Origin of the sequence: Ruegeria sp. HU-ET01832 (genome assembly GCF_040371315.1) — a bacterium.
Classification (GTDB): Bacteria; Pseudomonadota; Alphaproteobacteria; order Rhodobacterales; family Rhodobacteraceae; genus Ruegeria; species Ruegeria lacuscaerulensis_A.
In genome coordinates, this window is sequence record NZ_BAABWL010000002.1 from 960,483 (window position 1) to 975,876 (window position 15,394).

11 protein-coding genes and 1 pseudogene are annotated in these 15,394 nt (G+C 54.5%); 6 read left to right on the top strand and 6 right to left on the bottom strand.

Annotated features, from left to right (window positions below):
* The 3 genes and pseudogenes from ABWV79_RS09995 to ABWV79_RS10005 all read right to left on the bottom strand — a co-directional run bounded on the left by ABWV79_RS09995 (position 1) and on the right by ABWV79_RS10005 (position 4,134).
* Positions 1-993 (bottom strand): annotated as a pseudogene (locus tag ABWV79_RS09995) (ABC transporter permease).
* A gap of 92 nt (positions 994-1,085) precedes the next feature.
* Complete coding sequence (locus tag ABWV79_RS10000) at positions 1,086-3,140, bottom strand: ABC transporter substrate-binding protein (protein WP_353391678.1); 2,055 nt, start codon at positions 3,138-3,140, stop codon at positions 1,086-1,088.
* Between the two features lie 112 nt (positions 3,141-3,252).
* Entirely contained in the window at positions 3,253-4,134 is an 882-nt protein-coding gene (locus ABWV79_RS10005; protein ID WP_170356172.1) for a LysR substrate-binding domain-containing protein, read from the bottom strand.
* A 328-nt stretch (positions 4,135-4,462) separates the two neighbouring features.
* Here ABWV79_RS10005 and ABWV79_RS10010 point away from each other — a divergent pair, with 328 nt between their 5' ends.
* The 4 genes from ABWV79_RS10010 (at position 4,463) to ABWV79_RS10025 (ending at position 8,077) form a co-directional block, all read left to right on the top strand.
* Complete coding sequence (locus ABWV79_RS10010; RefSeq protein ID WP_348539075.1) at positions 4,463-4,732, top strand: potassium channel family protein; 270 nt, start codon at positions 4,463-4,465, stop codon at positions 4,730-4,732.
* Between the two features lie 180 nt (positions 4,733-4,912).
* Complete coding sequence (locus ABWV79_RS10015; RefSeq protein ID WP_170356174.1) at positions 4,913-5,992, top strand: AI-2E family transporter; 1,080 nt, start codon at positions 4,913-4,915, stop codon at positions 5,990-5,992.
* On the top strand, positions 5,989-7,053 hold the full coding sequence (locus ABWV79_RS10020; protein WP_353391681.1) for an HlyD family secretion protein: 1,065 nt from the start codon (positions 5,989-5,991) through the stop codon (positions 7,051-7,053). Before ABWV79_RS10015 ends, ABWV79_RS10020 begins: the two co-directional genes overlap by 4 nt.
* On the top strand, positions 7,043-8,077 hold the full coding sequence (locus tag ABWV79_RS10025; RefSeq protein WP_353391682.1) for a DUF2955 domain-containing protein: 1,035 nt from the start codon (positions 7,043-7,045) through the stop codon (positions 8,075-8,077). The genes ABWV79_RS10020 and ABWV79_RS10025 overlap by 11 nt, the downstream gene beginning before the upstream one ends.
* Here ABWV79_RS10025 and ABWV79_RS10030 read toward each other — a convergent pair.
* The 3 genes from ABWV79_RS10030 to ABWV79_RS10040 form a co-directional block, all read right to left on the bottom strand.
* The gene (locus ABWV79_RS10030) at positions 8,064-9,065 is read right to left on the bottom strand and encodes a HupE/UreJ family protein (RefSeq protein ID WP_353391684.1); all 1,002 of its coding nucleotides are present in this window, start codon (positions 9,063-9,065) and stop codon (positions 8,064-8,066) included. The two genes, ABWV79_RS10025 and ABWV79_RS10030, sit on opposite strands and share 14 nt — an antisense overlap.
* The gene (locus ABWV79_RS10035) at positions 9,062-9,883 is read right to left on the bottom strand and encodes a peptidylprolyl isomerase (RefSeq protein ID WP_353391686.1); all 822 of its coding nucleotides are present in this window, start codon (positions 9,881-9,883) and stop codon (positions 9,062-9,064) included. Before ABWV79_RS10035 ends, ABWV79_RS10030 begins: the two co-directional genes overlap by 4 nt.
* Before the next feature lie 158 nt (positions 9,884-10,041).
* Entirely contained in the window at positions 10,042-11,964 is a 1,923-nt protein-coding gene (locus tag ABWV79_RS10040; RefSeq protein WP_170356178.1) for a DUF3604 domain-containing protein, read from the bottom strand.
* Positions 11,965-12,878: 914 nt separating this feature from the next.
* Here ABWV79_RS10040 and ABWV79_RS10045 point away from each other — a divergent pair.
* Both ABWV79_RS10045 and ABWV79_RS10050 read left to right on the top strand, forming a co-directional pair.
* Entirely contained in the window at positions 12,879-14,438 is a 1,560-nt protein-coding gene (locus tag ABWV79_RS10045) for an acetolactate synthase large subunit (protein WP_353391689.1), read from the top strand.
* Positions 14,439-15,138: 700 nt separating this feature from the next.
* On the top strand, positions 15,139-15,312 hold the full coding sequence (locus ABWV79_RS10050; protein WP_353391691.1) for a hypothetical protein: 174 nt from the start codon (positions 15,139-15,141) through the stop codon (positions 15,310-15,312).
* Positions 15,313-15,394: the final 82 nt, after the last annotated feature.

Below are 15,394 nucleotides of genomic sequence, written 5' to 3' on the forward strand. Positions count from 1 at the left end.
TCAGGCCCCCAGTTTGATGCGCGGGTCCAGCCACGCCAGCAACAGATCGGACACGAAATTCATGAACACGATGGTGAAGGTCAGCATCAGCAGGATGGCCCCCGCCACGTTCATGTCCAGATCCAGATAAGCGCGCAGCAACAGCTCGCCCAGCTCGGTCAGGCCCAGCACCACGGCAACGATGGGCAATTCGGAAAAGATGCGGTTCACGTCGAACCCGATGGTCGAGACCACGGGGTTGATCGCCAGTCGTGCCGGGTATTTGATCAACAGCCGTAACTCGGGCACGCCGCGCGCGCGGGCGGCTGTGACAGACAGCTTGTTCAGTTCGTCCGACATGGTGGCCCGCACGGTCTGTATTTGGATCGCCACCGCCGACCAGGCCAGTACGACCGCGGGCAGCTACAGATGCTTGATCAGATCCCAGACTTTGCCAGCCGACCAGGGCGCATCGCGGTACTGGTCGGAGAACAACCCTCCGATATCGGCGCCGAACCAGCGGTTTGCGAAATACAGCATCACCAGGGCAAGCAGGAAGTTTGGCAGAGCCAGACCCAGGTAGGAGAACACCGTCAAACCATAATCGACTGCTGACCCACGTCGCACCGCAGCAAAGATGCCGATGGGGATCGACACGATGTAGGTCAGCAGCAGGGTCGAGAACAGGATACCGGCCGTCAGCCAGACCTTGTCCCCAATCACTTTGGTCACCGAAGTTTCAAACGCAAAAGCCTGCCCGAAATCGCCACGCAGAACGATGCCTCCGATCCAGTCGAAGTATCGCAGCAGCATGGGCTTATCCAAACCCAGATCGCGGCGGATCGCCTCGATATCTGCCTCGGTGACGTTGACACCGGTGCCCGAATATTTGCGGAACGCATAACGGTCAGCATAGTCGCCTGGCGGCAGTTCCATGATCAGAAAGACCATCACCGATACGAGCAGCATCGTGATGACCATCCCGACGAGACGTTCCAGAGTGAATCTCAGCACTTAAAAAATCCCCCATCCGGCCCCACAAGAGGGGCCAAAACCGGAGCGCAGGCATCCCGCGCTCCGGTCCGGTTTTCAGACTGTGGTCTGTGTTACTGCTCCAGCCACCACTGCGAGGGGCGGTAAGGATAGGTCCAGTAGAAGTCGTAGGTTTTCGACTTGATCGGCTTCACGTTCTGCAGGTCGTTGCGATACAGGAACGGGGCGACGATGTCGCCGACAGTGCCGATTTTCAACATGTTGTCGGTGTGGATCTTGACGATCTCTTCGCCCAACTGGTTGCTTTCGTCGGTGCCCAATTCGACCTGAATGAACTTTTCGCTCAGATCCCATAGTTTCTGGATATCCGCCGGCGGCTCGATACCTTCGCTGCCACCGCTGGTTTTCCAGGCGGCCCAGCCGAAACCCGTGCCAGGGTTGAAGAAGTCACCGAACGGCGGGACAAAAACCGTGACGTCCTGGCTGATGGTCGGGCCGGCATTGCCGTCATATTTCCAAACTGTCAGGTCCAGATCGTTGTTGTTGCCCGAGGCGCGGTATTCGTCCGAGGTGACCTCTTTCAAGTCAACCCGCACGCCCACGGCCGACCAGTAGTCGCGCACCAGTTCCTGCATCTTTACCGGCGCACCCTGCGAGGAATAAACCAGACGAACGACCAGCGGCTTGCCGTCAGGGCGTTCCACGGTGCCGTCGCCATCTGCATCGGTCAGGCCCATTTCGGCCAGCAGAGCTTTGGCGGCCTCGGGGTCATATCCGATGTCGCGGTTCAGCACATCGTCCGAGACGAAGGACACGGTTTTGGGCTCGGCAGGCACGCCCTGCATCGGAGTGCCCTGACCCAGATAGACGATCTCGTTGATCTCATCGCGGTTCATCGCCAGCGACATGGCGCGGTTGAAACGAACGTCCGAGAAGATGTCGCGCAGGACCGGATCCTGATGGGTGCGGTTGAACGAGTAGAACACGTTCTCGCCAAAGGTCGGGGCAAAGTTGATGGTGTACCCACCATTGGCCTCGTTTTCCTTCAGCAGCGGGAAGTCTTCCAAGAAGACCGCCTGCTGTTTCCAGACCACATCCCCATTCATGATCTTGAGGTTCTGGACTTCTTTGTCGCCCACATATGTCTCAACGATTTCGTTGATATAGGGCAACTGGTTGCCTGCGGTATCGACCTGGTGGAAATAGGGGTTGGCCACCAGTTTACGGCCCTCGGCGGTCTCTTCGACAACAATATAGCTTTCCAGCGTCGGCACCACGGCACGACCGATCTTGGCAGCCTTGTCAGCATCTTTCAGCAGAGGGCTGGGCACGTCTTTCCAGTCGGAACCGCCGTAATAGAAGTCAACGGCAGCAGCAGCATTTTCAAAACCGTGTTCCTGCGCCAGTGCTTCGGCGTTTTCGTTATGCTTGGCCATGAACTGGCCCAGGAAATGCTTGGGTTGGAACGGCTGGCCGTAGTCCACGGCAAAGCGGTTCAGAATGCCAGGGGTCGGCACCGGGAAGGTGAATTTAACGGTGGTGTCGCCAACGGCCTCGACCTGAGCCTGTCCACCTGCGAACAGCCACCGATCCGGTGTCTTATCGTACACGTCGGGATTATAGATGATATCATTCATCCAGAACTCGACGTCCTTGGCAGTAAACGGCGCGCCGTCAGACCATTTGTGCCCGGCGCGCAACGTGATGGTCAGCTGGGTATAATCGTCGTTCCACGACCACGCTTTTGCGATATTGGGAACCACGGTCTGCAGATCATCAGCATAGCGCACAAAGTTCACATGGCGCACCGACAGCAGGTCCGAAGTGCCGGACTCGGTCGCTTTGGACAGGCCGGTGATGGCTCCACCATACTGACCGATTGAGTCGTAGGGCATAACGACCAAAGGCTCGACTGGCAGACGATCTGCCACTGGCCCAAGATCCGCGTTCCCCAAAATCCGGGCGTTCAAATCGGCGATCGCCGGGTTTTGTGCAAAACCCAGCTCGCACGAGGCAGCGGCCTGCAGCTCGACCAGTTCCAGCTGCTGCGGGAATACGGGTTCCAGACCCATCGGGTCGGCTACGGTTGCAACGGGGCAGTTGGCCAGAACCGGGGTTCCCAATGTGGCCAATGCGGTGAATGAAAGGAGAGAGGTGCGAAGCTTCATAGCCATCCCTGCGTTTGTGTGACGCCAGAGCGCTAGAGATGAAAGTTAACAAATTTATGATGGTTTGGTGGGTATAGTGAAAAGCTATGTCGGATCAGTTGACATGAGATCGTTATAAATGACGCTTTCCTTCGGCAATCCGAAAAAAGTTTGATACCGCAGATGTATGGCGCATAGCTGGCAGGCAGGCCAGAAAGTGGCGCGCCGTCAGGTTCTTGTCTGCAACTGGAACGAAAGCGACCCCAGGTTCATTTTGGCATTCCTGCGCAAAAGCGACGCCTACGCCTACGCCTGTGGTTACGAGTGTTCGGATGGATCCCCATGATCCCAGGCCCAAAATCGTGGTCAGTTTAACCCGTGCAACCTGGGCGGCGGCATCAAAAATTTGCCGTGTCGAAGAACTGGGTTCACGTTGAATCAGCTTCAATGGGGCGACCTCGGCCCAAGAAACGGGTCCGTTGTCTGCCAACGCATGATCTTTGGGAACAACCAGCCCGATTCTGGTTTCAGATATCTCTTTGCCCGACAGATCTGGTGGCAATTCCTTGGCAGTGATTAAACCCACGTCGAATTCGCCGGTGTAGAGTAGGGGAAGCAGGTCATGCGAGGCCAAAGCGCGGGCTGTCACGTCGACCGCTGGGAAGGCACGGACAAACTCGGATATAAAGGGCATCGCTATCTGGTACGTGGAGTAGCCTATCTGGAAGGTTCCAGAGTGCAAATTCCGAGCCTCCGTCAATCGATCGTCAATGTCATTTCGCAAGGCGATCAGCGCTTTGATGTCACCTCGTATGCTGTTCAACAAAGGTGTTGAACTGATAACCGACCCTGACCTGTCTAGCAGTCGGCACTGATAGTGTTGTTCCAACGAATTGACGAGGTTTGAAACCGTGGGCTGGGACACCCCAAGCTCTTTTGCCGCCAGGGTAAAGCTGCCCAGCCGCACGACGGATTCCAGTGCTTGTAACTGTTTTAGGCTGATCTTTGACTTCATTCGACAGTGTCGTCCTATACATCTGACAGGCGACCCAAAGTTGGATCACCAATTCTGACCATTCGTGGGTCAGCGGAAACAGCTGAGATCCAATCGCCGACTCTGGCATGTGAGTAGCATAGTGGAATTGAGTATTCCAAAAGCAACTCGGACAAAAGCTGCTTACAACTCTCACTCGATTTGCAATGCGCGAGTGCTACAGATTTTTGTAGACGCACAAAAAAATTCAATAAACACTATGTATTCATGAAACACTTGATACTGTAGTAATATGAATTCACTAACCAGAATAACGCGAGGTGTCCGCGTTGCCCTTAAAGATGGCAGGGTGAAGGGCCTTCTTGCCTTTACAGCCGGTATGATCCTATGGGCGTCGGTGTTTTACCGCTATGTCGAAAGTTGGAGCTGGTTAGATTCTATCTATTTTTCTGTGGTGACAATTTCGACTGTGGGGTACGGCGACTTTTCTCCTGAAACCGCGGCAGGGAAAATCTTTACTATGTTCTACATCATTGTGGGGCTTGGTATTTTCGTAACCGCAGCGACCACTGTCGCGGATACAATTCTTTCCCAGGATGACAAGAACGAGGACAACTAGGTTTTTGTCTCGTTGAGCCGATGTGATTTGATGCGCAGGCCATAATATGACCGGCTAACCCCTCTGAATTCTGAATTTACGAGAGATTTCAAATTTCTGCAGAGCTACTCGAAATTTTTAAAATTTATATATTAAGTTTTTTGAGTATAATGATCAAAAAACAAATGTTGGAGGGATGGTATGGAAAAGACTCAGGATGCGAGGATCGTCGATCTCGCAATTAGGTTACTATTTCTAGGGCTATTCCTTTATAGCGCTTTGGCGATGGTGGCCCCACTGGCGAGCGTGGTCATCTGGGCTACGATTCTATGCGTAGCGCTGTACCCAGTTTTCGATTGGTTGCAGTCCAAGTTGGGCGGGCGGAAGAAACTTGCCACGACTATACTGGTATTGTTGGGTCTCGTTCTGACTTTGGGGCCGGTCGCTACTGCTGTATCCGGAGCGGCGGAACTTGGGTCTGAATTTGCGGAACAAGCAGACAAAGGCGAGCTTAAAGTCCCACCGGCACCCGATGGCCTACGAGAGCTTCCGCTGGTTGGAAACAAGATTGCTGAAGTCTGGGGCTTGTTTGAACGAAACCTCGATGGCGCACTTGCAAAATACGGCGCGCAGATTCTTGAGATTACCAAATCACTGTTCGGAAGGGTGTTAAGCATCGGGCTTGGGCTCTTGGCGCTGGCCCTGTCCGTTTTGATCATGGGGGCCTTGTTCAGCCCCGGTCCAAGCCTGGTGCAAGGCCTTCAGCGTTTTGCCAACCGTATCTTTGCGCCTCGCGGTGGCGAGTTCGTGACACTGGCCGGCGCGACAATCCGCAATGTGACAAAGGGTGTGATTGGCGTTGCTGCGATTCAGGCGGTCGTTGTTTGGGTATTGTTGGCGCTGTTCGGGATTGGCTCGGCCGCAACGCTGGCGTTCATTTGCCTAATCCTCTCGATTATCCAGATCGGCCCCGGCTTGGTTCTGCTTCCAGTAGTCATCTACGCCTGGAGCACCATGTCCGGTGGCACAGCGTTGATCTTCACCGTACTGGCCGTTCCCGTGGCGATAATGGACAGCTTCTTGAGACCTGTATTCATCTCAAAGGGCCTCGAAACTCCCATGCTGGTTATCCTTATTGGTGTTCTCGGTGGCATGATGGCGTATGGCTTGATCGGTATTTTTATGGGCCCTGTTCTGTTCGCCGTTTTCTATGAACTGTTCAAGGTCTGGATCGATGCGCCCGAAAAAGCCGAAAGCGCGGCTGAAGGAGCGGCGGAATGAGAAAGACGATTTGGACCACCTTGGCCGTCATTCTTGTTTTCCTTGTCTGGTACCTTGTCGCTGACCGAAAAACGCCGTTTACCGGTAATGCCAGAGTAAAGGCCATTGCGACCCAGATCGTTCCACAGGTCACGGGTACAGTGACCGAAGTTCTTGTTGAGAATGGACAGGTCGTCTCGGCAGGTGATGTTCTGGTTCGGATTGACCCCAGGCCCTACCAAATCCAACGCGACAAGGCGGAAGCTGATCTAGAAGCGGCTACGCAGGAGGTCGGTGCATCCTCGGCAGAGGTGAGGGCCGCGCAAGCTAAATTGGCGCGGGCCCAGAGCGATCTTGATACGATGCGTCTTCAAACAGAGCGTGTGTTTGCGTTGGAAAAAAAAGGCTTGATCGCCGTTTCAAAAGCCGATGATGCCCGAGGTCAACTGACAGAGTCAGAGGCCAATTATGAGAATGCCAGAGCGGATTTGGAAAAAGCAAAGCAGAGGTTGGGCGAAGAAGGAATAGAAAACCCAAAAATTCAGCGCGCATTGGCAGCCTTGGCAGATGCAGAGCTAAACATCGAATGGACTGAACTGCGTGCCCCGGCGACGGGTGTCATATCCAATCTATTGATCGCCCCTGGTACATATGCACGGTCCGGTCAGGATCTTTTGACGTTCCTAGATGCAACCGACGTTTGGATCGAGGCGTATTTTACTGAAAACAACTTAGGTCGGGCAGAGTTGGGTTCTCCTGTTGATGTCGTATTGGATATGCACCCCGGTCAAATCATTCCAGGTGTCATTGAGAGCTTTAGCGCGGCTGTATCTTTGAGTGGTGGCGATGAGCCTGGCCAATTGGCAAGCCCGCCTAGTACCAAAGGGTTTCTGCGTGAACCAGAAAGATTCCCCGTTCGGATCGTGTTGCCGGGTTATGAGGCCGGAAGCGCCGAAGACGATCTGCGCTTTCAGCTCAACGGGCAGGCCGACGTGATTATGTATCTCAGCGACAATGGGTTCCTGAACCTCGTGGGTCGAACCTACATCCGCGTGGTTTCCATTCTGTCCTATGCGTACTGACGACCGCCAAGCCGTTGTTCGCCTTGCGCTGGGCGTAACCGGTGTTTTTTCGGTGGGTTTACTTCTGGGGTGGCCGCTTGCTGTGGTGGGGGCGGTGTTTACAGCTCTGTTTTTGCAAGCCCCTGCTGCGTTGCCCTTGGCAGCCTTTGGCAAGCTGTTCGTGTTCTCGATTGGGCTGATGTTCCTATCCTTTCTGCTGTCGTCAGTTTTTGCCCCATATCCTGTTGTGTTTCTGATCCTCGTGGCCATTGGAATCATTCTGTCGTTCACTTGGTCCGTTTCCGGTGCTGGGGTTTTGCCCGGTGTTATTGCCCTAATGGGAGCATTGATGATCCCAAACCTTGTGCTTCAGTCACAGGATCTGGCATTGGTCTTGGTGTTTTGGATTCCTCTGAACCTGCTGTTCGCCGGGTTTGCAGCAACGATGATGTTTGTGCTCATACCTGCTGAACCACCGACAGCTGCCCAGCAAAAAGCTGCAGTGGCTCAGGATTTCGATCCCCATCGGCGCATTGTCCGCATGTCACTTGTCACCGTTCCATTCGCCTTGGTTTTCTTTGTGTGGGGTGCTTCAGCGCTGCTTGTCCTGTTCTTTGTCGCACTTCTCAGCCAACAACTTGCTGCAATGCCTGCAGCAGGCAAAGCCGTAGCCAAGGCGATGTTGACGGCCAACCTGCTGGGCGCGGCGGTGTCGATCGTTTGTTATGAAGCGAATGTCATCGCACCGGTCATTTTGACACCCATATTGCTGTGCTTTTTCTTTTGCCTGACCCTAGGGGCGCTTGGCAAAACCCAAACGCCTTTGGCCGCAGCTGCCGGATCTGCTATTACAACGACCCTGATTGTCTATGGCGGATCAATCGCACCTTTTTCGGACGAGGCAGATGTCAAAAGCATTGTCCGCGTTTTGCAAGTTGCGAGTGCGGCATTCTTTGTGATCGCCGCATACATCGTGGTGGATGAGTTCTGGCCCGAAAAGAAACGTCAAAATGCCCCGCAAATTCCAGGTGTCAAAAGCCACTGATGCGTTCGACAAGCCAATAGATTGACACCGCGCCGATCACGTAGCCGGTGGTTGGCGACGCTATCATGTGCAGGCGCGAACTTGCCGCCGGAGCCAACATTCGCCAGATAAACACCGCTAAGGATAGTGCCGCAATAAACGCCAGCTGGCCTCCTTCGACACCAAGATTAAACGCAAGCAGCGCCGCCGGAATATCCTGAGCGGGCAACCCAATTTCGGACAGAGCGCCAGCAAAGCCCAGACCGTGTAACAGGCCAAAGCAGAAGCTGACGATCCATGGGTATTGTTCCGCCAATCTGATCTTCCCTTCTTTGCGTTTTAGTATTTCAAGGGCCAAAAAAACGATGGATAGCGCGATTATCGCTTCGACAGGCCCAGAAGGGACCCGCAGAACCCCCAGGGTTGCCATCGCCAGCGTCAGAGAATGAGCTACGGTGAAAGCGGTTATTGCCCCCACCAATCGCCACGGGTCGCGCACGAGTATGAACAAGGCAAAGACAAACAAAAGGTGGTCGACGCCTTCCAGGATGTGTTGAAAACCTAACCAGAAATAGGTGCTCATAGTCGACCAGGTGGAGGGGCTTTCCGGGATCGTCAGTGCCGTTGTGTCGGGCGTGAACCGCATGGTTTTGGTTGCACCGTTCAAAGGTTGTATGCGTAACAGAACATCATTTCGCTGTCGGCCTAACCCCTCGATAGAAACGATCTGACCCGCCAACGGGACATCGCATTCTGCAACCCAAGTGGATACCCAAGCGACATCGTCTGCGGTCAGACCGGTACTGCGCGCCGGAGAACATTGTCCGGGTAAGACAGCATCAATTTCCATGGGCTGACCATTCACATCCGGAACGCGCCAGAGGATTTGCCATGTTTCCGGACCCAATTGGCGAAGGTCCAGAAACCCCGGGTCAAGCGCGTGTGCGTTTCCGCGCTGCGGTACACAGCAAAGCCAGAGTGCGAACAAGATGTACAGGCACAGCTTCACTGACCAGCCTCGTGGTCAGGTGGCATTTCCACTTGGTATCCAGCGGCAAAGCTCTCGTATTGGGCTTGTGTCAGTTTTTCACCAGTTTCGCGGCGCCACTCCCGCAACACAGCATCGCGAATTGCTTCCAGGGGCGGTACCTGGCCGGCCTCAGACGCGGTAACCCGGACAAAATGCAGCCCATACCCCGATTGTACCGGACCGGACCAAACCATTGGCTCCAAATCTTGGATAACGGCAGAAAACCCGCGGCCAAAGGTGGCGTCTACCACATTCATTGCTGACAACGGCATCGTACTGAGCAAAAGAGAAGAGATGCCAAGGCTTGACCAATCCTCTTTGGCATTCAACGCAGACAGGGTCTGGGCGATCTGGCTCTGTTCAGGGGATTCACCCAAAAAAACCTGATCGAACGCGATCATGGAAGGGGTTTCGAAGCGGGTCGAATTATCCGCGAGATAGGATAGCAGTACGGCGTCTTCTGGCGTCACAGACGACGCTATGGCCCCGGTCAGGAAGTCCATCTTTTGCACAAGCCGCGCCCGGATCACCTGATCGCCACGATCCAATCCAAGCTTTCTTGCTTCGCGCACAAGCACCTCTTCCCGGACCAAAGCGCCTATCAACACCTGTAGTTCGGCGTCGTCGGGTGCCCGTTTTCGCCTTTGTTCAAATCGTGTGGCCAGTAGGGCGACGTCTTCCGCGCCAATCGTGATCGTTTCGACGTCCTCGGCTGTATCCTCTTCCGGAGACACCCAATAAAACCAGCCAAAGATAGCTATTCCAATCAGAATGAAATGGAATAGAGGCTCTCTCATTACCCGCATAGGCAACCTTACTTAAACTGTTGTCCGGCATCGGTTAGGCGACCCTTACAAATGGGCTTGGCAACCGCGCCGCTGCCCATTCCAAGCGTCAAAAATGCTTGTGGTGCAGAAATTTCTGCCCTTGATTCAAGAAACTCAGCCAAACTTGGTCATTCGCTAGGTGTGTACCAGATTGGTGAAGAATACGCCCGCTCCTGATGGGTCAACTGGGCGTTTTCTGGCAGATCAGTTCCAAAGCGAACTTTATCATACAACACCCAGCGTGGCGTCGGAATTTCGATGGCGCGAACATAGTAGAATGACCGAACATCCGGGTCGAAGTCCGGATCAGTCCAGACAGTTACCAGTTCAGCTGATCCGATCGTGTTAGTCCAGCTTGCCGTGTCGATATCCACCGTGTTTCCAACGGCAGGTATCTTGCCGCTGTCATCTGCGGTCCGGTCATCCGACCATACGACATCATAGACTTTCTCGTGCAGCTCTCCTTCGGAATCCAGCCAACCCTTGATTACCTGGGCCCGGTCCAGATTGGCGCCGATTGGATCGCGCAGTGCTGCAATCAGGAAAGAGGGCGCCGTGTCGCCTTCGCGCGGTCTAAGGTCCGACCCCATCGGAACACCCTTGGTATAGCCGACATCAGCAAGGAAGCGGGTTTCGATATCGGAATCGTCGAACGCCCATCCGCCAAAGAACCGCAGGCCGATCCGAGGGCCGGTGGTGGCATAGGTCTCGCGCCGCTTGAATGCATCGAAGATCGCTGCGCGCGTGTTTTCAGTGGCCCAGACGGCTGTATATCCCGAGGCCACAAGAAGATCACCGGGAATCTCGCCCAAATCATTGGCTATAAAGGGATGCTTGATCCGTTCCGCTGACGGTTCGACACTGACGGATTTACCGAAAAAATTGTCCTCTTCGGCGGTCGCTAGTGAAGTATGGCTGTCGGTGGCTCCACCCATTCCGAACTTATAGGGGTTCACGCCGAACTTCTCTTCCAGCAACAAGCCGCGCTTCAGCGCCTCTCTGGCGTATTCACCGGCCAGCATATCGTCTGTTTTTAGTTCGGTGATATCCAGATTTCCGACGTCCCAGTTCTCATAATCGGCGAACTCATCATCCGGGCTTAGGAACGGGTGCGCTTCACCGTCGCCCTTGATCTGGGTGACTTCATAGTGGGGCTCCCATTTTGCGCGAGCCTTCACGTATTCCTCATCAACCTTGCCGCCGTGATAGGTGTCTTCGGTTGGGAACATCCAGCCATTGGACAAATTTCCGTTGTGGGCAAAGGCGACAGCGCGGCCGCCAGTTTTCGCCTGATACTCCTCTAACCACGAATAGAGCGCTTTTGGGTCGGTATTCCCATAAGGCGGCTGCGTCACTGGTGGCACCATTTGAAGCGCCCGAATTGGCCCGTCGCGCAGCATGACATTCCGATGTAGATTGAACCCCTTGGGTACCGAGGTCCATTCAAACCCAATAAAGGCTGTAAAGGTGCCGGGATCATTATGTCTTTCTGCCGCCAGAACGATGTTCTCCCAGGTAAATGCAAATGCGTCAGCGCCGGGGCTGTACGACTCTAGGAGGATTTCGGGCAGGGTCATCTGCGAGAAATTGGTGATGATGTCGAAGGCGGTTTTTCCGGCTTCTTCTCCTCCGGCTTTGTATCCTTCGTACCATTCCAGTCCTTTCGGATCGGAAATCACGCCGGGCTTTCCGGCCTGCAGGTCGGGCGCAAATCCCATCAGGTCGGTATGATCGGTCAGAACCATCCAATCTAGTGGCCGTGCCAACCTTACCGGCTGACCTGTCGAGGAAATGACTTGTTCACCCTTTGCAAACCGCCAGGCTTCATCAGGCAGCAGTGTATTTCCAAAGGCACCTGCATCTAGCGACAGGCCGGTGTGCAAATGTGTATCCCCCCAAAGTGGCCGTTCAGGGAACGAGCGGTTGGCATATGGGGAAAACGGTCGTTCCGCAAAGGTCCCTTCGGCGGCCTCTTTCGTGGGTATGGCGTCGGCCCATGCACTCAGCGGAACACCTAACAAAGTCAACAAACAAGCATAGCGCCCAAGCATATGAACCTCCCAATTCAAGATTATTGAACACGCAAGAAGCGTTGTGTTAATAAATATTCACGTTTTACTATATCATTTTGCAGATACACTCTGTCAAAAATTTTCTCAATTGCGTCCTGATGCAGCGACGAAAAACGCGAATTGCCACTTAGGATAAAAACCAGTTTCAGTTCGTCGGGACGCTTTTTAGCCTGACAGTATCGCTTGAACCTACGGCGAAACTTTGGATGCGCCCGAAGGGTAACAAATTTCCGATCACTAACAGGTCTGTTGGTTTGGTGCTGCCTTGCCTTTGTTGGCAAGGATTGAGCCGGAGGTTTTATCGAGCTTTGCCGACAATAAAAGGTGGCGCTTCTGGAAGGATTCAGCTCCCCAGTGCCTGCTGTCGTTCCATGTCCTGATGAACTGGCTGGGGTGGTAGGAATCCTTGCCCTCCGATGATTGTTATCGGCTTTTCCAACCGGCGGCCGGAACTGGGGCGATTTCGGGGGCATTTCTAGGGTAAGCACAGGGCATTTTGGCTGCTAGGGAGGCCGCTGACGTGACATCCGCTAGAGGACCGTCCACCGGCGCTGAGACGACCGCTGACGATCGATTCCGGGTGCTGAAGACTGGTCGCTGGTGCTGATGGGGCAGAGCGGACGTTCATGTCTAGTGCAGAGAAGGACTGGTTAGAGCCCAAAGCGGGCGTGCTCGCGCGGTGTCTATCTCACCAAGTGTTTGAATGCTTTCGCTCTAAGTTCTGGCCCCGCCAAAAGGCACGGTTTTAAGTCCGGTGACTGCTCCACGTCGCGAGCGGTTGCGGTGCCATGCGTCGTAAAGTGTAGTGTCGAGAGGAAAATATGTTCAGAAAGAAGGTCTTTTCGTGCGAGCATTGTCATCAAATGATCGCTTGAAATCAGGCTAGGGTTAAAATGAACGGCGCTCAATCACTCGTAAAAACTCTTTTGAACAATGGCGTGGATACAGTCTTCGCAAATCCCGGCACTTCTGAAATGCACTTTGTCGCTGCCTTGGATGAACACCAGGAGATGAATTGCATTCTTTGCCTGTTCGAAGGAGGAACGACGGGTGCGGCGGATGGGTATTTTCGCATGAAACGTGATGTAGCCGGCACGCTGCTGCATCTTGCGCCTGGCTTTGGCAACGCATTTGCCAATCTGCACAACGCATGGAAAGCCGGGTCCGGGATCGTGAACGTCGTGGGAGATCACGCAACTCATCACCTTCGTTATGAAAGCCCTTTGAAAGGAGACATCCTCGGTATCAGCCAAGCGGTCAGTCATTGGACGCGTGTGTCATCCAATGCCACCGACGTGGCTACGGATGGAGCAGCGGCAGTTCAAGCAGCCCGCGCGCAAAACGGCCAGATCGCGACCCTTGTCCTGCCTGCCGACACAGCTTGGAACGAAGCGAACGCAGCGGCAAACCGTTTGGACAACAGGGAAAGACTCCATCGACCGTCAATAGGCGAGATAGAGGCCGCGGCAGCCCGTCTTGTGACGCCGAACGCCGCGCTGATGATTGGCGGATCAGCCCTGTTTGGACCGCAGCGTGAACTAGCTGGACAAATTGCCGCCGCGACGGGGTGCCGGTTGTTGGCCGATACTCTGATACCGCGCATTTCCAAAGGCGCAGGAACAGCAAAGCTAGACCAACTGGTCTATCCGATATCGCCCAAGATCGCTCAGCTTGAAGCAACGTCTTCGATCACTCTGCTTGGCACTGACAGGCCAGTCGCCTTCTTTGCCTATCCCGGGAAACCAAGCGTACCCGAACCTCCGTATTGCCCCATTACCGACTTGTGTACGCCCTCAGATGATATCGAGTGGACGCTTCAAGCGCTCGCCGACGCGGTCGGGGTCACAAGCAAAACGGTGGCAGAAGCCCATTTGCTCGATCTGCCTGACGTTCCCAGCGGGCAGTTGACCCTCGAAAAAGTTGGTTTGGCGTTGGCAGCACTGATCCCGGAAAACGCGATAATCTGCAATGAATCCGTTACGTCCGGGTTTCACGTCATTCCACCGACAGCCACCGCTCGACCACATGATCTACTCGCTGGCACAGGCGGAGCGATTGGGCTGTGTTTGCCTTGCGCAACGGGTGCGGCCACCGCCTGTCCGGACCGAAAGGTTATAGCCCTGACTGGGGATGGGTCGGCCATGTACACTCTACAATCACTGTGGACCATGGCGCGGGAAAATCTCGACGTCACGGTGATTGTTTTTGCAAACCGCGGTTATCAAATTCTGCGCGATGAACTCACAAACGTCGGCGTGGCGAGCTATGGTCAGAATGCTCAGGCTATGTTTGACGTGGAGAACCCGGCACTGGACTGGGTATCTCTAGCGAAAGGCCACGGTGTTCCTGGGACACGCGCAGATGACATGGACAGCTTTGCGAAGGCGCTCTCTGCCGGTCTCTCCAGCGACGGGCCATCTCTGATCGAAGTTGTGTGTCCCCCGCCAGCATGAGTATTGTGACACGGAACCTGAAGAGCAGATGAGACTAGGGGTGCAAACTGCGGATCGGTATAAGTTGATGCTGTGAAAAGACTTTGCGGTGGTTCAAACGGCGCTCAAATGTCGGCTTTGTCCGCACCCCGGCCATTCAGCCAGCCCTCAACCAACGTCCGCTTCGGCAAAAAGAAAGCAAAGCGCAGATCCCCCGACAACTCCTTACGTGAGGCCCTCTCGACTCCACCGAGCCTTTATCTGGCAGGGTTTATGCTTTTTCTCGGCGTCCTGATGAGCCCGTGCATGACAACTTGGGCATAGTGCAATCGTGATGAACGTTTTCTTACCCGTTGAGATATCGGAGCAAAGTTCCTCACCGCAGATCTCGAGCAACTCCCCGCGTGATATTAACTCATTGGTGGTGATGCCACATTGCTGGCACTGCGCCTCTTCAAGGGCGCACCTGACTTCCTCAACCGAGACGATCCGTTGATAGTTGCATTCAGTATCGGCCATTTTCTTACCCTGCGAAATCGTTGACAACTCAACCCTGTGCAATGGACCTGCTCTGGCCTCACCCAGTATTCGCCTTGGATCATTCACGCTAACGCAGGTGTCGGGTGCAAACAAGCCAGCGGGCATCACTCACGCCTTCCCTCCCCAGAAACCGAGCAACTTCCTGCATCTAAATAAAGAAGCAACTGCAGGAGTTTGATCCATGAAGTACCTGTCTGCCCTCGGCGTTCTCGTCGGGGGTTTTCTTTTGCACCCACCGCCCAAGGCTGTCCTGACGACGATGCTCTGGGTGGTCGCTCGGTCTCATCCCGCTGTCTCAGCGCTCGTTCTGCTGGCGGTCCTCTGGACATGGAAGCACGGAGGCGACGATGACTGAGTTGGAGCTGAACCCAGGTGACGTCGTGGTCGTCTGCGCCTTCGATGACGTCCCTGAGCATCTGTTCCGCGTGGAAAAGGTG